The 22405-nt window shown below is 69.4% G+C and carries 21 protein-coding genes; 13 read left to right on the plus strand and 8 right to left on the minus strand.

Annotation, left to right across the window (positions count from 1 at the left end):
- The 7 genes from mdoH to V6M56_RS04150 all read left to right on the plus strand — a co-directional run.
- Positions 1-1417, plus strand: a 1417-nt coding sequence (mdoH, locus tag V6M56_RS04120) for a glucans biosynthesis glucosyltransferase MdoH (RefSeq protein WP_332681486.1), incomplete at its 5' end; no start/stop codon positions are given.
- On the plus strand, positions 1414-2172 hold the full coding sequence (locus V6M56_RS04125) for an FkbM family methyltransferase (protein ID WP_332681487.1): 759 nt from the start codon (positions 1414-1416) through the stop codon (positions 2170-2172). The genes mdoH and V6M56_RS04125, both read left to right, overlap by 4 nt.
- A gap of 6 nt (positions 2173-2178) precedes the next feature.
- Complete coding sequence (locus tag V6M56_RS04130; RefSeq protein WP_332681489.1) at positions 2179-3168, plus strand: hypothetical protein; 990 nt, start codon at positions 2179-2181, stop codon at positions 3166-3168.
- 38 nt (positions 3169-3206) lie between these two features.
- Complete coding sequence (locus tag V6M56_RS04135) at positions 3207-3959, plus strand: sulfite exporter TauE/SafE family protein (RefSeq protein ID WP_332681490.1); 753 nt, start codon at positions 3207-3209, stop codon at positions 3957-3959.
- Positions 3960-4084: 125 nt separating this feature from the next.
- Entirely contained in the window at positions 4085-4864 is a 780-nt protein-coding gene (gene otnI / locus V6M56_RS04140) for a 2-oxo-tetronate isomerase (RefSeq protein ID WP_332681492.1), read from the plus strand.
- Complete coding sequence (locus tag V6M56_RS04145) at positions 4861-5865, plus strand: glucokinase (protein ID WP_332681493.1); 1005 nt, start codon at positions 4861-4863, stop codon at positions 5863-5865. Before otnI ends, V6M56_RS04145 begins: the two co-directional genes overlap by 4 nt.
- Positions 5866-5926: 61 nt before the next feature.
- Positions 5927-6970 (plus strand): acyltransferase family protein, encoded by a 1044-nt coding sequence (locus tag V6M56_RS04150; protein WP_332681494.1) that lies wholly within the window; start codon positions 5927-5929, stop codon positions 6968-6970.
- A 129-nt stretch (positions 6971-7099) separates the two neighbouring features.
- Here the strand turns inward: V6M56_RS04150 and V6M56_RS04155 are convergent, their stop codons facing one another.
- Positions 7100-7456: a hypothetical protein gene (locus tag V6M56_RS04155; protein WP_332681496.1), complete on the minus strand. Its 357-nt coding sequence runs from the start codon at positions 7454-7456 to the stop codon at positions 7100-7102.
- Between the two features lie 139 nt (positions 7457-7595).
- Here V6M56_RS04155 and V6M56_RS04160 point away from each other — a divergent pair, with 139 nt between their 5' ends.
- Entirely contained in the window at positions 7596-9407 is a 1812-nt protein-coding gene (locus V6M56_RS04160) for an ABC-F family ATP-binding cassette domain-containing protein (RefSeq protein WP_332681498.1), read from the plus strand.
- A gap of 274 nt (positions 9408-9681) precedes the next feature.
- The gene (locus V6M56_RS04165) at positions 9682-10428 is read left to right on the plus strand and encodes a glucose 1-dehydrogenase (RefSeq protein WP_332681499.1); all 747 of its coding nucleotides are present in this window, start codon (positions 9682-9684) and stop codon (positions 10426-10428) included.
- A 120-nt stretch (positions 10429-10548) separates the two neighbouring features.
- Here the strand turns inward: V6M56_RS04165 and V6M56_RS04170 are convergent, their stop codons facing one another.
- Positions 10549-11448, minus strand: coding sequence for a metallophosphoesterase family protein (locus V6M56_RS04170; protein WP_332681501.1), 900 nt, complete (start codon positions 11446-11448; stop codon positions 10549-10551).
- 355 nt (positions 11449-11803) lie between these two features.
- Here V6M56_RS04170 and V6M56_RS04175 point away from each other — a divergent pair, with 355 nt between their 5' ends.
- Entirely contained in the window at positions 11804-12322 is a 519-nt protein-coding gene (locus tag V6M56_RS04175) for an NUDIX domain-containing protein (protein WP_332681502.1), read from the plus strand.
- 4 nt (positions 12323-12326) lie between these two features.
- On the opposite strand, the gene V6M56_RS04180 is transcribed toward V6M56_RS04175, so the two are convergent.
- Positions 12327-12893, minus strand: coding sequence for a cytochrome b (locus V6M56_RS04180; protein WP_332681503.1), 567 nt, complete (start codon positions 12891-12893; stop codon positions 12327-12329).
- Positions 12894-13191: 298 nt separating this feature from the next.
- Here V6M56_RS04180 and ribA point away from each other — a divergent pair, with 298 nt between their 5' ends.
- Together ribA and V6M56_RS04190 are read left to right on the plus strand one after the other, a co-directional pair.
- Positions 13192-14319: a GTP cyclohydrolase II RibA gene (ribA, locus tag V6M56_RS04185; protein WP_332681504.1), complete on the plus strand. Its 1128-nt coding sequence runs from the start codon at positions 13192-13194 to the stop codon at positions 14317-14319.
- Positions 14320-14366: 47 nt separating this feature from the next.
- Positions 14367-16733, plus strand: a complete 2367-nt coding sequence (locus V6M56_RS04190) for a hypothetical protein (RefSeq protein WP_332681506.1) — start codon at positions 14367-14369, stop codon at positions 16731-16733.
- 110 nt (positions 16734-16843) lie between these two features.
- Here the strand turns inward: V6M56_RS04190 and V6M56_RS04195 are convergent, their stop codons facing one another.
- From V6M56_RS04195 to V6M56_RS04210, 4 genes are all read right to left on the minus strand, one after another.
- A complete protein-coding gene (locus V6M56_RS04195; RefSeq protein WP_332681507.1) occupies positions 16844-17704 on the minus strand; it encodes a TIGR01459 family HAD-type hydrolase in 861 nt (286 codons plus the stop codon).
- Entirely contained in the window at positions 17701-18633 is a 933-nt protein-coding gene (locus V6M56_RS04200; protein WP_332681509.1) for a sugar kinase, read from the minus strand. Before V6M56_RS04200 ends, V6M56_RS04195 begins: the two co-directional genes overlap by 4 nt.
- A gap of 196 nt (positions 18634-18829) precedes the next feature.
- Positions 18830-20080 carry a coiled-coil domain-containing protein gene (locus V6M56_RS04205; RefSeq protein WP_332681511.1) on the minus strand — a complete coding sequence of 417 codons (1251 nt, stop codon included), beginning with the start codon at positions 20078-20080 and terminating at the stop codon, positions 18830-18832.
- An 86-nt stretch (positions 20081-20166) separates the two neighbouring features.
- On the minus strand, positions 20167-20736 hold the full coding sequence (locus V6M56_RS04210; protein ID WP_332681513.1) for a DUF1134 domain-containing protein: 570 nt from the start codon (positions 20734-20736) through the stop codon (positions 20167-20169).
- Between the two features lie 193 nt (positions 20737-20929).
- Here V6M56_RS04210 and V6M56_RS04215 point away from each other — a divergent pair, with 193 nt between their 5' ends.
- Entirely contained in the window at positions 20930-21454 is a 525-nt protein-coding gene (locus V6M56_RS04215; RefSeq protein WP_332681514.1) for a YHS domain-containing (seleno)protein, read from the plus strand.
- A 4-nt stretch (positions 21455-21458) separates the two neighbouring features.
- Here V6M56_RS04215 and V6M56_RS04220 read toward each other — a convergent pair whose 3' ends face one another.
- Entirely contained in the window at positions 21459-22304 is an 846-nt protein-coding gene (locus V6M56_RS04220; RefSeq protein WP_332681515.1) for a 3'(2'),5'-bisphosphate nucleotidase CysQ family protein, read from the minus strand.
- Positions 22305-22405: the final 101 nt, after the last annotated feature.

Genomic DNA, 22405 nt, shown 5'->3' on the forward strand with positions numbered 1-22405 from the left:
TCCCGCCCGCGCCTTCCGCCGCCTCGAGATTGTCAAGCAGAGCCTGGATGCGACCGGCGAAGGCGACTGGTTCGATTATTTCGTGCTCTCCGACAGCAACGACCCGGCCGTGGCGGAGGCCGAGGAGCGGCTCGCCGCCGCGCTGGCCGGGAAGATCGGCGATCCCTCGCGCCTGACCTATCGCCGCCGTACCGATAATACCGGCTACAAGGCCGGCAATGTCCGCGATTTCTGCGAGCGCTGGGGCGACCGCTACGAGGCCATGCTGCCGCTCGACGCCGATTCCGTGATGTCGGGTCCAGCCATCCTCGCCCTGACGCGGATGATGCAGGCCTATCCGAAGCTCGGCATCCTGCAGAGCCTGGTCGTTGGCATGCCGAGCAAGTCCGCCTTCGCCCGCATCTTCCAGTTCGGCATGCGCCACGGCATGCGGCCCTACACCATGGGCTCGGCCTGGTGGATCGGCGATTGCGGCCCGTTCTGGGGCCATAACGCCATGGTCCGGATCGCGCCCTTCCGCGACGAATGCCATCTCCCGGTCCTGCCCGGCGGACCGCCGCTCGGCGGCCATGTCATGAGCCATGACCAGGTCGAGGCCACCCTGATGCGCCGCGCCGGCTATGAGGCGCGCGTGCTGCCGGTCGAGATGGGCAGCTGGGAGGAAAACCCGCCGACCATGCTCGAATTCGCCCGGCGCGATCTGCGCTGGTGCCTCGGCAACCTGCAATATCTCAAAATGCTGGATATCCCGGGGCTGAGAATCATGAGCCGCTTCCAGCTCGCCTGGGCGATCCTGATGTTCATCGGCCTGCCGGCCTGGACGCTGATGATCGCACTCCTACCCGTGAAAGTCTGGGAGGACCGCGCCTTGGCCGATTACCCGGCCGGGCTCGCCGCCTTCCTCTATGTCCTGTTCTTCGCGATGTATCTCTCGCCGAAGCTCGCCGGCTTCGCCGATATCCTGCTGAGCAAGGGCGGCACGGCGCGCTATGGCGGCACCGGGCGCTTCGTCATCTCTTCCCTGATCGAGATCGTCTTCGCCTTCCTGCAGGGCGCGGTCTCGACCTTCCGCACCACGCTCTTCATGCTCGGGCTGGCCTTCGGCAGGGCAAGAATCGGCTGGAACGGCCAGGCCCGCGACGCCCACGCGCTATCCTTCGCCACCGCCTTCGCCGGGTTGTGGCCGCACCTCGTCTTCGGCCTCTACATCTTCGGCACGCTCGCCATCCTCTCGCCGACGGTTCTGATCTGGTCGCTGCCGCTGACCGCCGGCTATGTGCTCGCCATCCCCTTCGCCATGCTGACCGCCGCGCCTGCGCTCGGGCGCTGGTTCGCGCGCCGCGGCCTCTGCGGCATCCCCGAGGATTTCGATCCGCCGGCCGAGCTCACCGCCGTCCAGGCGGGCGAGCCGCGATGAAGCCTGTCGCCTATCCCAGGGGCACCGCGAAAAGCCTGGCGCGCTCGCTGCGCGTCTACCATGGCGACCCGGCCCGCAACGCCGCGATGGATGCGCTCTACGCCCAGTTTCTCGGCCCCGGCGCCCTCGCCTTCGATATCGGCGCCCATGTCGGCGACCGTATCTCCAGTTTCCGCCGGCTCGGCGCGCGCGTCGTCGCCCTCGAGCCGCAGCCCGGCCCGGCCCGCGCCATCAGGCTGATCCATGGTCGCGATCCACAGGTCACGCTGATCGAGGCCGCCTGCGGCGACAGCCCCGGCACGGTGGCGCTGAGGATAAACAGCGCCAACCCGACCGTCTCGACGGTTTCCGACGCCTTCGTCGGCGCGGCCAGCGCCGCCGAGGGCTGGCGCGAACAGAGCTGGGACCGCGAGCTGACGGTTCCCTGCACCACGCTCGACGCGCTGATCGGCCGATACGGCCTGCCGGCCTTCGTCAAGATCGATGTCGAGGGCTTCGAGGCGCATGTGCTGGCGGGCTTGAGCCGGACGCCGGCCGCGCTCTCCTTCGAGTTCACCACCATCCAGCGCGACGTCGCGCAGGCCTGCCTCGCGCTGGTCGAGGCGCTCGGGCCCTATCGTTTCAATGTCGCGCTCGGCGAAAGCCAGACGCTGGTCTTTGCCGAGGCGGTAGGCGCCGAGACCATGGCCGGTTATATCCGCGAGCTGCCGCACGCGGCCAATTCGGGCGACATCTACGCCATCCTGCAAGGTTGATTCACGATGACGACGTTCTCCGCACGCCTGCGCCCCTTGTTCGCTTCGCTGACGCTTCTGCTCGCGCTGCCGGCCCATGCCGCCAGCGACGTCGCCGTCGAGATCAGGAACGAGTCGGAGCCGGTGCTCTGCGCCGAGAAGGACAACGTCACCATCAAGGCGATCTCGCCGGAGGTCCGGCGCTTCCAGATCGAGGCGGCGCATCCGGCCTATATCGCCGGCCTCGTCAGGGACAACTGGGAGGCCGACTGGACCGCCTGCGACATGAGCGGCGACCCGGTCTTCAAGGCGCCGGTCCCGCCGCGCCGCGTCACCTTCTACGAGAGCATCGAGTACTGGCTGGTCGGCTACACCTTCGAGACCTTCTGGCGCCCGGCCGACACCACCTTCAAGGTCGGCGACCGGGTCGAGAAGGGGCTGCACCTCGTCCAGCTCTGGAAGCTCGGCAAGGACAAGTCCTATGAGGTGCTGGTGGTCTATCCGCAGGACGGCTACTGGCGCGCCCGGCCGATGCCGCCGCAGCATCTCGGCTTCTCCTCCTATGGCTCTTCCTTCCTGTTCGGGCCGATCGAGCAGGACGGCGCCCGCCCGGTCGTCAACATCAAGGAGATCGAGTTCGATCCGAAGACGACCTCGTTCAAGCTCGCCTTCAAGGACGGTTCCAGCGGCACGCTGACGCTCGACAGCGTAGACGAGAACCGCATGGTGCTCGACGCCGTGCTCGACAAGCCGGTGACCGGCGGCAAGGGCTTCCTGGCGCTGCGCTCGATGTATGTCACCGAGTTCAACAACGACGTCGCCCGCATCGCGCTGCGCGAGCCCGGCGCCAAGGGCTGGCGCGAGGAGAAGCTGATGCCCTTCACCGGCGGCAAGGCGACCGATGTCTGGATGGGCCGCACCACCCATTCGCGCCACAATACCTCCTCGCCCGACATGGTCTTCCGCAATTTCTCGAAGGACCCGAACCCGCCGGCCAAGCCCGCCGCGAAGAAGTGAGCCCGGCGGCGAGCGGCTGACCGCGGCGAGGCGCTGCCATGGACGTCGCCATCGCCAGCCTCGCTTTCGGCGCCATCGTGGCGGGCTTCGTGCAGGGCCTTTCCGGCTTCGCCTTCAGCCTCGTCGCGATGTCGATCTGGGCCTGGACGCTGGAGCCGAAGCTCGCCGCCGTCATGGCCGTGTTCGGCAGCCTGACCGGGCAGATCATCGCCGCCCTGTCGGTGCGCCGCGGCTTCGATCTCGCCCGGCTCTGGCCCTTCCTGCTCGGGGGTCTGACTGGCATCCCGATCGGCGTCGCGCTTTTGCCCTTGCTCGATACGAACCTGTTCAAGGCCGCGCTCGGCTGCCTGCTCGTCATCTGGTGCCCGGTCATGCTGTTTGCGCCGCGCCTGCCGGCCATCCGCTTCGGCGGACGCGCGGCCGACGGCGCGATCGGGCTCGCGGGCGGCATCATGGGCGGGTTCGGCGGCTTCACCGGCGTGTTCCCGACGCTGTGGTGCGCCTTGCGCCGCCTCGACAAGCAGACCCAGCGCAGCATCATCCAGAACTTCAACCTGGCGACGCTCGCCGTCACCATGCTGGCCTATGTCGCCAGCGGCACGGTCACCCGCGAGATGCTGCCGATGTTCGCGGTCGTGGCTCCGGCCATGCTGATCCCGACGCTGTTCGGCACGCGGCTTTATATCGGCATCAGCGAAGCGGCCTTCCGCAAGATCGTGCTCGGGCTTCTGACATTGTCCGGCCTCGCTTTGCTGGCATCGTCACTGCCGCAGCTGGCCGGCCGTTTCTGATCCGGCCGGACGCAGGCGCCCGCGGCCGCCATGTCGGAACGCAGCGAGGGCAACCGCGTTATCCGCATGACGTGGCGGGCGGTTCGGACTAGCTTGCCCGGGCTGAATCGATTGAAGAGATCTCCATGCCTCGCTTCGCCGCCAACCTCTCGATGATGTTCACCGAATGGGCCTTCCTCGATCGCTTCAAGGCGGCGTCCGATGCCGGCTTCGAGGCCGTCGAGTTCCTGTTCCCCTATGAGCATGCGCCAGAGAAGGTCGGGCTGGCCCTGGCCGGCGGCGAGCTCGAGCAGGCCCTGTTCAACCTGCCGCCGGGCGACTGGGACAAGGGCGAGCGCGGCATGGCGGCGATCCCCGGCCGCGAGGCGGAATTCCGCAAGGGCATTGAGACCGCGCTGGCCTATGTTCACGAGACCGGGGTCAAGCGCCTGCACATGATGGCCGGCCATGCCGACCCGAACGATCCCGCCGCGCAGAAGGCCTATCGCGCCTCGCTCGCCTACGCCGCCGACAAGCTCGGCGAGCATGGCATCGACCTCCTGCTCGAGCCGATCAATGGCAAGGACATGCCGGGCTATTTCCTCAACGATTTCGACGCCGCCGCGGCCTATGTCCGCGAATCCGGCCGGCCGAACGTCAAGCTTCAGTTCGACATGTATCATTGCGAGCTGATCCATGGCGACGTCCCCGCCCGGCTCGAGGCGCTCTACCCGCTCGTCGGCCATGTCCAGATCGCCAATGCCGAGGGCCGGCACGAGCCGGACGGCACCAGGCCGGATTACCCGAGCCTGTTCGCTCAGCTCGATTCGCTCGGCTATGCCGGTTTCGTCGGCTGCGAATACCGTCCGCGCGCCGGCACGCTGGAAGGGCTGGGCTGGTTCGCCGACTGGAAGACGCCGGCTTGAGCGCCCCGCTGTTCCCCTGCCCGGTCCTGATCGCCGATATCGGCGGCACGAATTGCCGCCTTTCGCTCCTGTCGAAGCATGGCGCCGAGCCTGAAGCCCTTGCCCGCATCGGCACCGGCGCCCATCCGACGCCGGAAGCCGCGCTGGAATCGGTGCTGGCGACGCTCCAGACCCGGCCGCGCTCGGCAATCCTGGCCGTCGCCGGCCCGCTCGACGGGCACGCCGCCCAGCTCACCAACGCCAACTGGCATTTCGACGGGCCGCTTCTGGCCCGCGCGCTCGGGCTCGAACAGGGCCTGTTGGTCAATGATTTCGAGGCGCTGGCGGCCTCCCTCGCCGTGCTGCGCGAGGAGGACGTCGTCACCCTGGTGCCTGGACAGCCCGAGCCGGCCGGCGCGCGCCTGGTGCTGGGCCCCGGCACCGGTTTCGGCGCCGCCGCCCTGCTGACGCGCGGCAAGACCGGCGTGCTCGTGCCGACCGAATGCGGCCATATCGGCATCGGCCCGGAGGACCCGGCCGAGACGCGGCTCTGGCCGGCGCTGGCCGAAGGCCTGCCGCGGGTCACCGTCGAGGCCCTGCTCCGGGGCGACGGGCTCGTCCGCTTCCACCGTGCGGTGGTGCAGGAATCCGGCCTGTCCGAGCCCGATGTCGGCGCCGCCGACATCACCGCGCTCGCCCGCGACGGCAACCCGGCCGCGCTGATGGCCGTCATCTGCTTCTGGCGCCTGCTGGCGCGCGTCGCGGGCGATCTCGCGCTCGCCTTCAAGGCGACCGGAGGCGTCTATCTCGCCGGCGGCATCGCGCCGCGCATCCTGCCGCTCGCCGACAAGGCGACGATCCACGCCGTCTTCAGCGGCAAGCCGCCGGTCGAGGATCTCGCCGCCCGCTTTCCCCTGCATGTCGTCACCTGCGACGCCGCCGCCGAACGGGGAATCGCCGCGATCGCGAGCGAGCCGGCGCGTTTCGGGCTCGACGACCCGGCGCGGTTGTGGTTTGCGTGAGGCCGCTGCGGCTTTCCTGACGCCGCAGCAGCCCCGTTCTCGCTTTCGAGCCGCGCCCGCCTTGTCCCAGCTCTACGGCATCCAGGTCCTGCGCGCGCTCGCGGCGCTGATGGTCGCCGTGCACCATGTCCAGTCGGACGCCGTCTTCCTGGCGGAACGGGCCGGCGCGCAGTTCTCGCCCTGGCACCTCCTGCCCTGGACCGCCGGCGTCGACCTGTTCTTCGTCATCTCCGGCTTCATCATGGTGCACAGCTCGGCCGGCCTGTTCGGCAAGCGCGACGGCGCCCGTCTTTTCCTTGCCCGCCGCTTCGCCCGGATCGTGCCGCTGTACTGGGCGACGACGACTTTGTTCCTGCTCGTCCTCGCCGCCTCGCCGGCGTTGGTCAATTCGGGCGCCGCGAGCTTCGCCCAGATCGCCGCCTCCTATCTGTTCTGGCCGTTCCCGAATGCCGTCGGCGCCCTCCAGCCGGTCTATTCGCTCGGCTGGACGCTGAACTACGAGATGCTGTTCTACGCGCTGTTCGGCGCCGCGCTGCTGTTGCCGCGCGCGCTGGTGGTGCCGGCCGTCACGCTCGCGCTGGCCGGCCTGGTCGTCGCCGAGGCGGCCGGCCCCCTGCCGCTGCCTTTCGGCTTCTGGGGCCAGCCGATCGTGCTCGAATTCGCCGGCGGCATGGCCGTTGCCCTGCTGCGCAACCGGGGCCTGCGCCTCGACGGCCGGCTGCGCTGGCTCATGGTCGCCGCGGGCGCAGCCCTATTGATCGCGGCCGTCGGCCATGCCTGGGCCGAGACGCCCTGGGGCTCCCTCGCCTTTCGCGGTCCGGCGGCGCTGCTGCTGGTCACCGCCGCCGCCTGCGGCAAGGGCCAATCGGCCCCCTCGGCGCTGGTGCGCCTGCTCGCCCGGCTCGGCGATGCCTCCTATGCGCTCTATCTGGTCCACCCCTTCGCCATGCGCGCCATGCGGGAGCTGTTTTCGCGCCTTGCTCCCGGCGCGACGGGGCTGTTCGTCATCCTGGCACTGATCGCCGCGATCGCCGCCGCACTCGCCGTCTATCGCTGGTTCGAGCGGCCGATGACCAAGACGCTCCGGCGCGTCTTGCGGGCGTGAAGGTATCCGCGTCATGGCCAGCCTTGAGCCGGCCATCTCCTGCCGGAGATTCTCGGGTCTGCGCGGAGTTTATCCTTGGGCCGACCGAAGGTCGGACCCGAGGGCTCCGCCCGAGAATGACGACGTCTGCTACCTCTTCAGCTTCATCTTCTTGAGCGACTGCCCGACCACGCCGCCGGCGCGCCGCCGCTCCGGCCGCCGCGCCACGATCGCGGCGACATGCTCGGGCTGCGGGTAATAGCCGCGCTCCATGATCTCCAGCGCATATTCCTCATAGGTCAGGCCGAGCTCCTCGGCCCGCTCCATCCGCCGCAGCATGATGCCGGTCGGCTTGCGCCAGGCCCTGCGATGCGCGCTGCGCCACTCGAAATAGCGGGCGATCTCGCCCTTGCCCCATTCCGGCTCGCGCGGCTTCTCCTCCAGCGGCGGGCCGCCATTATCGCCCATCCGCGCCGGGCGGGGCTTGCGAAGCTTCGGCTGTCTCATGCGTTCTCTCGTCCAATAAGAGATACAATTTGTATCCTATGATGGATTATTGGACAGGCAAGTTCGAAGCCGCGCCGCTGCGAAGGTGACAGTTGCGGCGCGCCGGTCTATCCGGGCGGCTTCCCGAGACGGACAGCTCATGGCCCCTCTGCTTCACCTCCGCGACGTTACGCTCACCTTTGGCGGCCATCCGCTGCTCGAGGGCGCCGAGATCGCGGTTTCGGCCGGCGAGCGCGTCTGCCTGGTCGGCCGCAACGGCTCGGGCAAGTCGACCCTGCTCAAGATCGCCGCCGGGCTGGTCGAGCCCGACAGCGCCGAGCGCTTCCTGCAGCCCGGCGCGACCGTGCGCTATCTGCCGCAGGAGCCCGATTTTTCCGGCTACAAGACCTCGCTCGCCTATGTCGAGGCGGGCTTAGGACCGGGCGACGATGCCTATCGCGCCCGCTATCTGATCGAGGAACTCGGGCTGACCGGCGAGGAGGACCCGGCCAGCATGTCGGGCGGTGAATCCCGCCGCGCAGCGCTCGCCCGCGTGCTCGCGCCCGAGCCCGACATCCTGCTGCTCGACGAGCCGACCAACCATCTCGACCTGCCGGTGATCGAATGGCTGGAGCAGGAGCTGAAATCGTTGCGCTCGGCCATGGTGCTGATCAGCCATGACCGCCGCTTCCTGAGCTCGCTCTCGCGCGCCACGATCTGGCTCGACCGCGGCCTGACCCGGCGCGTCGAGCGCGGCTTCGGCGAGTTCGAGGCCTGGCGCGACGAGGTGCTGGCGCAGGAGGAGCTCGACCGCCACAAGCTCGACCGCAAGATCGCCCGCGAGGAGGACTGGCTGCGCTACGGCGTCAGCGCCAGGCGCACCCGCAACCAGCGCCGGCTCGGCGAGCTGCATTCGCTGCGCGACCAGCGTCGCACCGCCCGCCAGGCCGTCGGCTCGGTGCGGCTCGAGGCGAGCGAGGCGCAGGCTTCGGGCAAGCTGGTGATTGAGGCGGTCGACATCGCCAAGGCCTATGCCGGCCGGCCGGTGGTCAAGGACTTCTCGTTGCGCGTCGCCCGCGGCGACTGCATCGGCATCGTCGGTCCCAACGGCGCCGGCAAGACGACGCTGATCAACCTGCTCACCGGAGCGCTGAAGCCCGATTCAGGCAGGGTCAAGCTCGGCGCCACGCTCGAGATGGTGACGCTCGACCAGCGCCGCGAGAGCCTTGATCCGGCGACCCCGCTCGGCGATGCGCTGACCGGCGGCGGCTCGGACCAGGTCATGGTCGGCGGCCAGCCGCGCCATGTCATCAGCTACATGAAGGACTTCCTGTTCCAGCCGATCCAGCGCGGCACCGCCGTAGGCGCGCTCTCCGGCGGCGAGCGCGGCCGGCTGATGCTGGCCCGCGCCCTCGCCAAGCCTTCCAACCTGCTGGTGCTCGACGAGCCGACCAACGATCTCGACATCGAGACGCTCGACCTGCTGCAGGAATTGCTCGCCGACTATGCCGGCACGGTGCTGCTGGTCAGCCATGACCGCGACTTCCTCGACCGTGTCGTCTCCTCGACCCTGATCTCGGACGGCGACGGCGTCTGGACCGAGTTCGCCGGCGGCTATTCCGACATGCTCGCCCAGCGCGGCCGCGGAGTCGGCGCCAAGGCGCGCGCCATCCCGGTGAAGGCAGCGGCAGCGCAGGCGCAGAAGGCCGCCCCCGCGGCAGGCGCGACCGCAGCCAAGCGCAAGCTCTCCTTCAACGAGCAGCACGCGCTGAAGACCCTGCCCCAGCAGCTGGAGAAGCTGCAGACCGAGGCGAGCAAGCTCAACGCCGCGCTGGCGGGCGATCTCTACACCCGCGACCCGAAGCTCTTTGCCAAGGCGAATGCCCGGCTCGACGAAGTGACGCGCGAGATCGCCGAGGCCGAGGAGCGCTGGCTCGAGCTGGAAATGCTGCGCGAGGAGATCGGGGCATAGGCGTCCAAGCGACCCGCGGGGAACCCTCTCCCGGAGGGAGAGGGCAGGGTGAGGGGTAGGCCGTTGGACCAGTAGGGCGTCGCGCTCACCGCGCGGGCGGGTTCAGGCGAACGATATCGGGCCTACACCTCACCCCTGCCCCTCTCCTTACAGGAGAGGGGTTCCCCGCGCCTTTGGCCATACGTTTTCGCTATCCGCCCAATCGCGAAAGCCTATTTATCTCGGCCGGCAAATCACCCCACAGTCGCGGCGCAGAAGCATTCGAGGAAACATCATGAGACTGAAGGGCAAGACGGCGCTGATCACCGGCGCGGCGCAGGGATTTGGCCTCGGCATCGCCGAGACCTTCGTGCGCGAGGGTGCGCGGGTTGCCGTGCTCGACATCAACGGCGACAAGGCGCGGGAGGCGGCCAAGGCGATCGGCCGCAAGGCCTTCGCGGTCGCCTGCGACGTCGGCAAGGCCAAGAGCGTCGACTCGGCCGTGGCCAGGGTGATCAAGCGCTTCGGCCGGCTCGACATCGTCGTCAACAATGCCGGCATCAGCCACCGCAACCAGCCGATGCTCGAGGTCAGCGAGGCCGAATTCGACCGCGTCTTCGACGTCAACGTCAAGTCGATCTACCTGATGGCCAGGGCGACCGTGCCGCATTTCCGCGAGCATGGCGGCGGCGTCATCCTCAATATCGGCTCGACCGCGGGGGTGCGCCCCCGGCCCGGCCTGACCTGGTACAACGGCTCGAAGGGCGCCGCGAACCTGCTCTCGAAGTCGATGGCCGTCGAGCTCGCGCCCGACCGGATCCGCGTCAACGCCATCGCCCCGGTCGCCGGCGAGACGCCGCTGCTCGCGACCTTCATGGGCGAGGACACGCCGGAGAAGCGCAAGGCCTTCACCGCGACGATCCCCTGGGGCCGGTTCTCGACGCCGCAGGACATCGCCAATGCGGCGCTCTTCCTGTGCTCGGACGAGTCCGAGATGGTCACCGGCTCGGTGCTGGCGGTCGACGGCGGCCGTTGCGTCTGACGGCGGGACACAGCGTCATGCTCGGGCTCGACCCGAGCATCTCAGGACTGACAAGCGCCTTATCCTGCACGAGGTTCTCGGGTCGACGCTGCGCGCCGCCCGAGAATGACGGCAGTGCACTCACACGATCCCGCCGCCGGTCAGCGGCACCGATTGCTGCAGCTTCACCGTGCCGTCGAGGTCGAAGGAGCGGCGCTCCAGCGTGATCGCGGGGGCGCCCGCCTCGCCCTCGATCCGCAGCAGATGCCAGGAGGCGAGCTCGCCATGGCCGCCGCGCAGGCCGATCGAGGCCGAGGGTACGCCGACGATCGGCACATCCTTTCCGGCGCCCGGCCGCCAGGCCAGCGAGAAGCGGTGATTATGGCCGTGCAGGACGAGATCGGCGCCGGCGCGCGCCAGCATCGCCTCGAAGGCCGGCGCGTCGAGCAGTTCGCGGGTGCGCCGGGCGCCGCCGACATAGGGCGGGTGATGGATCAGGACGACGCGGATCAGCCCCTCCGCCTTGGCCCGGGCCAATAGCTTCTCCGCCATGACGATCTGCGCCGGGCCGATGCGCCCCGTCGCCATCAGCGGCAGCGTCGGGATGCCGGTATTCATGCCGATCAGCGCGATCGGTCCGCGTCGGCGATACCAGGGATAGCCGGCCTCGCCATCGTCGCTGGCGCACCAGGGGCCGAGCTCGCCGGCAAGCGCCTTCAGCGAGGAGCGGGCATAGGCGTCGTGATTGCCGGGTACGAAGCTGACCGTCTCGCGCGGGCCGAGCGTATCGAGGAAGGCCAGCGCCGTCTTGAACTCGTTCGGCAGGCCGATATGCGAGACATCGCCGGTACAGGCGATATGGTCGGGCTTCTGCGCCAGGATATCGGCGACGATCAGCCCGAGGATCTCCATGTCATGGGCATGGCGGCGCTTGCGCCGCCAGTTGACATAGCCGGTCGCGCGCTTGCCGATCAGCTCCCGCAGGGAGAACCGGGCGAGCGGCCCGAGATGCGGGTCCGACAGATGCGCAAGCCTGAACACCCCTTGCGCTTGCCCTCAGCAGGCAGGCGCCGTCAAGCGCAGTTGCGCAATGGGGTGAATGTGACGCGGGTCTCGAGCCCGCTCGGTTGCAGGCCGGCTCAGTTGAACGAGTCGGTCAGTTCCGAGACGATGCGCGGATCGGTCAGGGTGAGCGCCGGCTTCCAGACGAAGGCGGGCTTGGCCTGAAACCAGGAAGTGATGAGAGCGAGCAGCATGACGAATTCCCCAGCGGTAGGTGCGAGCCTTATCCGCCTGATATATGGCGCGTTTGTGTTGGTGCGAGAGGGCAATTAGAGACTCTGTTATGCGTCTATCGCATATGGCAACGGGCCGAGCATGAGGAAATGCCGCCAAAATGAGCACTGCTCCACCTCTGCCTCGCTCGCCGCGCGCGCCGATCGACCGCCTGCCCCGGCCGCTGCGGCGCCTGATCGGCCGTCTGCTGCACCTGCATTTTCGGCTCAGTCGCGGCATGACGCTGGGCGTCCGCGGCGCCGTGCTGAACGAAGCGGGCGAGGTCCTGCTGGTGCGCCACACCTATACGCCCGGCTGGCACCTGCCCGGCGGCGGCGTCGAACCGGGCGAGACCCTCGCAGAGGCGCTCGCCAAGGAGCTGCGCGAGGAGGCCAATGTCCTGCTCGCCGGGCCGGCGACGCTGCACGGCCTGTTCCTCAATTGCGAGAGTTCCCGGCGCGACCATGTCGCGGTCTTCGTCATCCGCGATTTCGCGCCGCCCGCACCGAAGCGGCCCGATCGCGAGATCGCCGAAGCGCGCTTCTTCGCGCTTTCGGCCCTGCCGGACGGCACCACGCCGGGGACACGACGCCGGCTCGTCGAAATCGCCGGCGGGGAGCCCGTCGACGGCCGATGGTGACGGCCTATCGCGCCTCCGGCAGCATGCGCTTCAGCACGCCGTCCTTGCGAATGAAGTAGTGGTAGAGCGCCGCGGCGATATGCAGGGCGACGGTGAGCGCCAGCAGGATGGCGAGCCAGCCATGCAGGTAGAGCACGCGCTTGGCGGCTTCCTCATCGGGCCTGGCCAGGGCCGGCAGGTCGAACAGGTCGAAGATGGTGAGCGCCGGAAACAGCGAAACGCCGATCCAGCCGCATAGTGGCACGACCAGCAGCAGCCCGTAGAGCGCCCAGTGGACGAGATGGGAGCCGGCCTTCTGCCACCATTCCAGCGTCGGTTCGTCGGGCGGCGCCCCCTTCACCAGCCGGTAGATCAGCCGGCCGGCGGTCAGCCAGAGCACAAGGAAGCCAAGCAGCTTGTGCGCCGAATAGAGCCCGTTCGTCAGCCCGTCCCAGATATCGAGCGTATTGCCGCGATAGGTCATGGTAAGGCCGAGCGGCACCATGACGAAGACCGCGGCGACCGTGATCCAGTGGAAGCGGCGCGCCGCGGCGCTGTAGAAGACGGCGGGGCGATCTCGCGTCGCCCTCATGGGGTCATGCTCCTGCGTCATTTCGCATCCGTCCCCTCGAGCCCCAGATTAGAGCCGGCGATGGCGCCACTATTCATCTGGCGTTCAACGACCCGCCTTTATACGCCACACTGCAGCGGAACGGATGGCCTTGGAAAGTCACCTGAAAATCCAGCTGAGCTCACGAATTCGGGAACCACGCACGAACGGACACGTTGTAGGAACGCCGTATTGCGCCGGATGGCATCCGTCCCGCTAAGACGAGCGTATGAAGGCCATCTCCTCCGCCGCTCGCCGGCGCAATCTGACGGAAGCTCCCATGCCTAAGTCGCGTACGCTTTTCGGCCGGCCCGGCGAGACCGACATCGTGACCGTCGACCGCGCCCTGGCGGAGTTCCGCGCCGCCCGCCCGGTGCTGCTGAGCGATGGCCAGAGCCTGGCGCTCGCCCTCTCCGCCGAACTCGCCGATGCCGGCTTCGCCGCACGGCTCGATGCGCTTGCGGGAGGCAATGCCCGTCTGGTCCTGAGCGCCGCCCGCCTGCGCCGCCTCGGCGCGAAGAACCGCGCCGAAACCGGCGTTCTGGCCATGCCGGCCCTCGACCTCGCCCGGATCGAGACGCTGGCGCTCAAGATCGAAGCTCGCGTCGATGCGCCGGTCGGTCCCGCCAGTGCGCTCGACAATGCGGCGCTGGAGCTCGCCCGGCTGACTCTCGTCCTGCCGGCCGTCATCCTGGTTCCCGTCACGGCCAGCCAGGTCGCCGATGAACCCTTGATCAAGGTCGAGATCGCGGCCCTGAATGGCTACCGCGCCGCCCAGGTGGCGACGCTCTCCATCGTCGGCCGCGCGCCGGTGCCGCTGGAAGGCGCGCCCGACACCGAGTTCGTCGTCTTCCGTGGCGGCGAGGGCCTGCGCGACCAGGTCGCGATCATCGTCGGCAAGCCGGATCTCTCCGCTGCGGTGCCCGTGCGCCTGCACTCCGCCTGCCTGACCGGCGACCTGTTCGGCTCGCTGAAATGCGATTGCGGCGACCAGCTGCGCGAGACGGTCGAGTGGATGGCGCAGAACGAGGGCGGCATCCTGCTCTATCTCGACCAGGAAGGCCGCGGCAATGGCATCTCTAACAAGATGCGTGCCTACAAGCTGCAGAGCCAGGGCTGGGACACCTACGATGCCGACGAGGTGCTCGGCTTCGATCTCGACCAGCGCCATTTCGACTTCGCCGCCGCGATGCTGAAGCAGCTCGGCGTCAGCCGCATCACCGCGCTGACCAACAACCCGCTCAAGGTCGGCGCGATCAAGGCTGCCGGGCTCGAGGTCGCCGCGACCCAGCGCGTGCTCGGGCGTCCGAACGTCCACAATGTCCGCTACCTCGCCTCGAAGCGCGACCGCGCCGGCCACTTCATCGACATGGACGCGCTGATGGCGCGTGCCGCGCCCAAGGATTGACTGGCGCCGGCATTGATCGCGCGCCGGGCCTGGGGCAGGAAGCCGCCATGTCCGAGCAAGAGCGTCCCGATCCCGCGCCAGTGCGCGCCCCTTGGCCGGTCGCCAAGGTCTTCCTGATCATCTGCGCCGCCTGGCTCGCTCTGTCCTGGCCCTGGCTCTCCGGCGTCCTGACCGTGCCCTGGGACGCCAAGGCGCATTTCCACCCGCAGCTTCAGTTCCTCGCCAGCGCCCTGCATAGCGGCCTTTCGCCGTTCTGGACGCCCTTCGTCTTCGCCGGCTCGCCGCAGGTCGCCGATCCGCAATCGCTGATCTTCTCGCCGCCCTTCGCGCTGATCGCGCTGCTGAACCCGGCGCCGGACTTCCGCTGGAGCGACGGCGCACTGCTCGGCTCGCTCTTGGTCGGCGCGCTTTGCCTGGCGCTGCTGTTCCGCGACCGGAACTGGCATCCGGCCGGCGCGGTGGTCTGCGCGCTCGCCTTCGCCTTCGGGGCCTCCGCGGCCTGGCGCATCCAGCATGTCGGGCAGGTGCTGAGCCTGGCCTATTTCGCCGTCACGCTGCTGCTGCTCTCGCGGGCGCTGGAGCGCGGCTCCTGGAGCTATGGCTTCCTCGCCGGCGTCGTCGCCGGCTTCATGGTGCTCGGGCGCGACCAGGTCGCGCTGATCGGCGTCTATGTGCTCGCCGGCCTCGTCATCGCCGCCATCGCCATGGCGAGCCGGCCGCTGAAGGCCTTGCGCGCCAGCCTGATGCCGCTTTGCCTCGGCGTGCTCGGAGCGGTTCTGGTCGCCGCCGTGCCGATCCTGCTCACCGCCTTCCTGGCGCAGGAATCCAACCGCCCTGTGATCGACCTCGCCGGGGCCGGCAAGGGCTCGCTGCATCCGGCCTCGCTCCTGACCGGGCTCGTCGCCAATCTTTACGGTGCCGCCGGCCCGCTGGAGAATTTCTGGGGCCCGCCGAGCCCGGCCTGGGAAGCGCGCTTCGGCTCGGTCGATCTCTATCTCGCCCGCAATATGAGCGTGGTCTATCTCGGCCTGCTGCCGCTGCTGCTGGTGGTCGGCGTCGGAATCGTGCGCGGCGGCCTCTGGCGGCGCGAGATCGTCGCGCTCAGCGTCGCCACCATCCTCGTGCTGGTCTATGCGCTCGGGCGCTATACGCCGGGCTTCCAGGTCCTCTTCGCCGCATTGCCCGGCATCGACCTCTATCGCCGGCCGGCCGACGCGCTCTTCATCCTCGGCGCGCTGCTCGCCATTCTCGGCGGCTATTTCACCCATCTCGTGCTGACCGATACGGCGCCGCGCCCCCGTCGCTGGCAGATCGCCCTCGAGGCCGGGCTCCTCGCCGGGGCCTTCGGCCTCGCCCTCTGGCTGGCCTGGACCGCCGGCAGGCTCGGCGTCGCCGCGCTCCCGCTGATCACGTCCGCGCTCTGCCTGCTGCTGGTCGCCGGCGCCCTCGTCGCGGCGCGCGGGCTGGCCCTGCAGGGCGCCGGCATGGCCGCGACGGTGGTGCTGGCCATGACGATGGCCATCGACCTCTCGGTCAATAACGGCCCGAGCGAGTCGACCGCGCTGCCGGCGCAGAAATACGAGGTGCTGCGCGCCGACAGCAGCAACGAGACCATCGCGCTGCTGAAGCGCGAAACCGCCCGTACCGCCGGCCCGGACCGGCGCGACCGCATCGAACTCGCCGGCATCGACTTCCACTGGCCCAATGCCAGCCTGGTCCACGGCCTCGACAATACGCTGGGCTATAATCCGCTGCGGCTTGGCCTCTACAGCGAAGCCACCGGCGCCGGCGATCATGTCGCCTTGCCCGACCAGCGGACCTTCTCGGCGCTGATGCCGTCCTACCGCTCGCTGCTCGCCGACATGCTTGGCCTGCGCTTCATCGCCACCGGCGTGCCGGTCGAGCAGATCGACAAGACGCTGAAGCCCGGCGACCTTATCCAGATCGCTCGCACCGCCGACGCCTTCGTCTACGAGAATCCGCGCGCCCTGCCGCGCGTGCTGCTCGTCACCGAGGCGCAAGCCGCCGATTTCGCGGCGATCCTGGAGAGCGGGCAATGGCCCGCCGGTTTCGACCCGCGCCGGAGCGTGCTGCTCGACCGGGCGCCGCCGCCAGTGCCGACCGGCCCGGCCGGGCCGGGAACCGTGCGCATCCGCGACTACGGCACCACGCAGGTGACGCTGGAAGCCGAGGCGCCGCGCGGCGGCTTCGTCGTCCTCAACGATGTCTGGCAACCCTGGTGGCAGGTCGAGGTCGACGGCAAGTCGGCCGAGCTGCTGCGCGCCAATGTGATCTTCCGCGCCGTGCAGGTGCCGCCCGGCCGCTCGACCATCCGCTTCGTCTTCCGACCCTTCGAGGGGCTTTTCAGGGCGATCGGCGAGCGCGTCCGCAAGGCCAACGCGCCGCCGGTGTGAAGCGCACAGCGTTTCCCCGTCATTGCGAGGAGTGAAGCGACGAAACAATCCAGGAGCGGCAGAGCTCAACGCCCCCGGATTGCTTCGCTGCGCTCGCAATGACGGAAGCGTCAGCCCAGCGCCACCATCGCGGCGACCGGCAGCGGCGCATGCGCGGCCAGCACCCTGGCGAGGCCGGCGGGCTCGACCGCGCCGTCGCGGATCGTCTCGTCGCGATGGATGCCGCCGGCGATGAACAGGCTGTCGAAGCCCATCAATCGCGCCCCGGCGAGATCGGTCCGTACCGCATCGCCGACCACGAGCACCTTGCCGGCATCGACATCGCGGCCGCCGCGCGCGTCGCGCGCCGCCGCCAAAGCGAGATCATAGGCCGGGCGATGCGGCTTGCCGGCCCAGGCGACCCGGCCGCCAAGCTCCTCATAGATCGTCGCCAGCGCCCCCGCGCAGGGCAACAGGTCCTCGCCGACATGCACGACGAGGTCGGGATTGCCGCAGATGAAGGGCAGGCCGCGCGCCACGAAACGCTCGAGCAGCGGCCGGTACTGCTCCGGCGTCTCGGTGCGATAGTCGTTCAGCTCGGTCGCGACGACGAACTCGGCCTGCGCCTCGTCGACCAGCTCGACATCGAAGCCCTCGAACACGGCGCGGTCGTCATGCCAGCCGATATGGTAGGCCTTGCGCAGATGGCACGCCCCGACCAGCGCCCGCGTCACGTCACCGGAGGTCACCAGCCGGTCCCAGGCGGTGCGCGGCACGCGCTTTTTATCGAGCACGCCGGCGATCTGCTCCGACGGGCCCGGCGCGTTCGAGAGCAGGACGACGACGCCGCCCGCCTCGCGATAGCGCATCAGCGCCTCGCAGGCCGGGGGCAGCGCCAGCACGCCGTCATGGACGACGCCCCAGACGTCGCTGATCAGCACTTCGTACCGGGCGAGGAGATCGCCCGCCTGCGTCAGGATCGGGATGTTCATGCCTGGAGAGCCGCCTCTGCTGCGATCCGCGCCTCGACCTCGGCCCGGCGCGGCAAGGGCCCGACCGCGCCAAAGCCCTGCGTCGACAGCGCCGCCGCGACATTGGCATAGGCCCCGGCGGCGAAGGCGTCGCCGGTGCGGACATATTCGGCGAGGAAGGCGCCGTCATAGCAGTCGCCCGCCCCGGTCGCGTCGATCGCCTCGACCTTGATCGGCACGAAGCGTTCGCGCCGCTCGGGGGTCGCCACCAGCGAGCCCTCATGGCCGAGCGTCAGCGCCACGACCTTGGCGCCAAGCCCAAGATAGAAGTCGACGATGGCATCGGGCTGCTCCAGCCCGGTCAGCAGCTTCGCATCGGCATCGCCCGGCAGGACGATGTCCGCCATTTCGCAGGCGGCGTGGATGATCGCCCGCGCCCGCCTCAGCGGCCAGAGCTTGAGGCGCAGATTGGTGTCGTAGGCGGTCAGCACGCCGTTCTGCCGCGCCAGGGCGAAGGCCTCGAAGACCGCGTCGCAGGCGCTGCCCGAAATCGCCTGGCTGATGCCCGATGCCTGGACCACCTTGGCCGAGGCGATCAGCTCGGCCGGCAGGTCGCCCGGGCCGTAGAGGCTCGCTGCCGAGCCGGCGCGCAGATAGGAGAAGACGTGCCCCTGCGGGCCATGCGCCACGAAATAGAGCCCGGTCGGCGCGGAAGGATGGGTCGAGACATGTCGGTCGTCCACGCCCTCCTGCGCCCAGACCGTCCGAAGGGCACGGCCGGGCTCGTCATTGCCGAGCGCTCCGGCATAGGCGACGCTGGCGCCCTGCCTGGCCGCGGCGATGGCGCAGTTGGAAGTGTCCCCGCCCAGGCCGAAGCGATATTCGCCGCTCTCCCCGCGCGTCGCGTTGAACTCGCCCAGAGGCTCGCCGATACAAACGATATCCGTCATCATCCAAACCGAGAAAGCGGTGTCCGGCGCGAGGGCACGGGGCACCTCTCCCTAGAGCATCGGACCGAAAAGTGGAATCCACTTTGCGGAAGAATCCGATGCTTCGACAAAGAGATAGATCGTCGCTTCGCGCCTGGTAGGAGGCGCGACGACCTAGAACATGACGAGGCCGCTGCAAACCGCTTGCGGTGGATGGCTATTCCGCCGCTTCGCGGCTTTCGGCCGAAGCCAGCAGCGCGTCCGCGAGCCGCACGATCTCCTGGCGCAAGGCCGCCTCGCCGGCCTTGTCGCCGCCGCTGCCCTGGCGCCGCAGCGCGGCGAGCTCGCGCTTCAAGCCGGCACGGTCGGCCCGCGCCTGGTCGCGCGCGCCCTGGAGGCTGAGCATCTCGCCATGCAGCGCCTCGATCGTCTCGTCGCGCTGGCGCAAGCCCTCGCGCTGCCGCGCCGCCTCCGCGGCCAGCCCTTGCTTCAGGCCGGCATTGGCCGTGGCGGCCGCCTCCAGTTCGCCCTCGAGAGTTGCGATCCGGGCCAGCGCCTCGGCAAGCTCGACCGATCCTTGCTTCACAGCCTCCTCCTGTCGGGCGATCTCGACGCCCAGCCTGGCAGCGTTGGCATCGGCCGCCGCCTGCGCCGCCTCGGCCTCGACTGCCCGGCCAGTGACCGCATCGGCCCGCAGCCGCTCGCTGTCGCGGTCCACCTTCATCGCCGCCAGGCCATTCCTGGTCTCGGCCAGGGCCTTCTCGCTCACGGCCAGCCGCCCGGCCAGCTCGTCGCGCCTTGTCTCCAGTGTCAGGCGCAGGGTCCCGGCCTCGACCAGGGCGACATGCTGGCGGTCATGCTCGATCCGGAGCGCGGCCAGCGCCGCATCGCGCTCCGTCAGGACCGTCTCGAGCCGCCCGTTCGTCGCGCGCGTCTCGGAGAGCTCATGGTTGCGCGCCGCCAGGTCGGCACCGGTCCCGCTCAGCGCGGTTCGCGTCTCGGCGAGCCGCTGTTCCAGCGCCGCAAGATCGCCGACACGCGCCGAAAGCGTCGCCTGCGTCGTCTGGTGGCCGGCGCTCTCTTTGGCGAGCGCCTCGCGGGTCAGGGCGAGATCCTGCACATTCTGCTTCAGATCGGTTTCGAGCCCGTCGATGCGCGCGTCGCGCGCGCCGAGATCGCGCTCGAGCCGGCCGATGCTCATGTCGCGCCGGCCGATCTCGTTCATCGCACCGGCTTTCGCGGCAAAGCCGCTCTCGGCCCGCTGCTCCAGCACCCGCTCGCGCATGGCAAGCTCGGCGCGCAGATGGTCGCGGTCGGCGGCGATCTCCGCGAGCGAAAGCGGAAAGGCGGCCTCGGCCCGTCGGCGCGCCAACCGGTCGGCCCGCCGCGCCAACGCTGGCAGTGCCGCGAGCGCGAGCAGACTGGCAGCCAGGAAGCCGAGCGTGACGAGCATGACGGCTTCGATCAAGGCTGGCGGCTCCGTGTTAGACTATCGGGCGGAAAGTCAGCTTGCCATGCCCGAAAGCATATTTCCAGTAACGGCAGCTTGATCGCTCAGAACGGGTTCCAGGTCGCCTCCGGCGTGAACTTCAGGTAACCGAGATTGACGCCGAGCCGCCAGCCGACGCCGGTGCGGATCGGCACCAGCATGACGCCCTCCGCCGTCATCGCCGTGAAGCCGAAGCCGCCGACGAAATAGACCGAGCCGTCGATGCCGACGAAGCGCTGGTAGAGCGCGCTGACGCTCGGCAGGTTGTAGACCAGCATCATCGTGCGCGCGCCCTCGCCGCCGAAATCGAAGCCGACCGACGGCCCCTGCCAGAACACCTTGCGGTCGCCGGCGTTGCGGGTGAACAGCGTGCCCTCGCCATAGCGCAGCCCGCCGACGAAGGCGCCCGATGCCTCCTGGCCCAGCACATAGCCGTTGGGCTCGCCCCAGCGGCGCACCGCCTCCTCGACGGTCAACGCGAAGCCGCGTGAGACGTTGCCGAAGAACTGGTGTCCGGACGAGACCAGCTCGTTCTGCGAGAAGGAGCGCTCGCTCTGCGCAGCGGCCGGGCGGCCGATGGTGGCGGCCGCGAGCAGGAGCGCGGCAGCCAAAAGATTGCGGCGGGTTTGGCTCATCACATCGTCTCCAGGCCAGCGCCGGGCGTCAGGCTTGCGGCCTTTCCGCCCGGGCGACGGCGGCGCAGAAGCGCGCCAATGCGCGCCGATGCACGCGATTGCAGTAACCGCTTGGATACCCTGCATGTGTATCCAAGCGGTGAAGAACCGCCTCGCCAACCGGCGCAGCGATGTTTTCCGAGGATTTTCCGGGATGAAGGCCGCAGCAAGGCAAGGCTGGACCGCGCTCGCCGGCATCGGCCTGGCGATCGTGCTCGCAGCCGGCCCGGGCCATGCGCAGGAGCGCGATCCCGCCCTGCCGGCCGGTCTGCTGGAGTTGCCGGGCCTCGGCGAGACGATGATGCGCAATGCGCGGACGAGCATCGCGCTCGCCGGCTTCGATCCGGTTGCCTATCATCTCGACAGCGGCCTCGTGCCGGGGCTGCCGGAGCATGAGCTGACCCATGACGGCGCGGTCTGGCGCTTCGCCAGCGCCGCCAATCGCGACGCCTTCCTCGATGCGCCCGCGCTCTACGAGCCACGCTTCGCCGGCTTCGACGCCAGCGCCGTCGCCGACGGCTACGCGGCCGATGCCGATCCCCGCCGCTACGCCGTCATCGGCAATGAGCTCTTCTTCTTCCGTACCGAAGAAGGCCGCCGCCGCTTCCTCGCCGAGGCGCCCCTGCGCGCGAAGGCGCGGGCGAACTGGCCTGCGGTGGCGCGCCTGGTCGCCCGCTGAGCGTTCAGGCCTGGGCGCCGCCCGCCGCCTGCGCGATCGCGCGCGCCGCCAGTTCCTCGCTGCCGGCGGCGACGAAAGGCGGATTGCGAAAGGCGCGCTCGCTGCAGCCATAGGCCGGCATCGCCCCGGTTAGGGTGCGCACCACGCCGCCGGCCGCGCCGAGGATCGCTTCGCCCGCGGCGATGTCCCATTCCATCGTCGCGCCACCGCGCACATGCAGATCGGCCTCGCCGGCGGCGATCAGGCCGAACTTCACCGCGGAGGACACCGGCGCGCCTTCGCCATGACCGATCGCCGCTGCGATCCCTGCGCTCATCGTATCGCCATGGAAACGGCTGACCAGCATCCGTGGCCCCGCCGCCGGCTCGGCCCTGACCTGGATCGCGACCGGCGCGCCGGCCGGCGCCGCATCGGCCCCGAGCGCCTGCGCGAAGGCGCGCTCGCCACCATACCAGAGCTGGCCGAGGCCCGGCGCCGCGATCGCGCCCGCGATCGGCCGCCCGGAGCGGATGATGGCGATGCAGACGCAATAGCAGTCGCCGCCCGCCAGGAATTCGCGCGTTCCGTCGAGCGGGTCGAGCAGGATGAAGACCGGGGCGACGGCGACCTCGCCGACGCTCTCCTCGCTGATCACCGGGAAACCGGGCAGCAGCTGCGCCAGGGCTGCTTTTGCCGCCTCGTCGGCCGCGATATCGGCCGAGCAGACCGGCGAGCCGTCCGCCTTGAGCTTGACGTCGCGGGCCGAGCGCTTGGCCAGCAGCACCGCGGCACTGCGCCGAGCCGCCTCGCCGAGCAGGCAGGCGAGCCGGTCCCGGTCGAGCAGGAGCGGATCGTCGGGGGCAATCGTCATGTTGTCTGAAGCCGTCATCCGCGCGCAGCAGGCAAGCCGCGCGACACCAGATCACCTAGAGCATTGTTGCGGAAAGGGAAAGTCGGCCCGGCTTCTGGCCG

The sequence above is a fragment of the Allobosea sp. genome (assembly GCF_036675845.1).
In the GTDB taxonomy this organism is placed as follows: domain Bacteria; phylum Pseudomonadota; class Alphaproteobacteria; order Rhizobiales; family Beijerinckiaceae; genus Allobosea.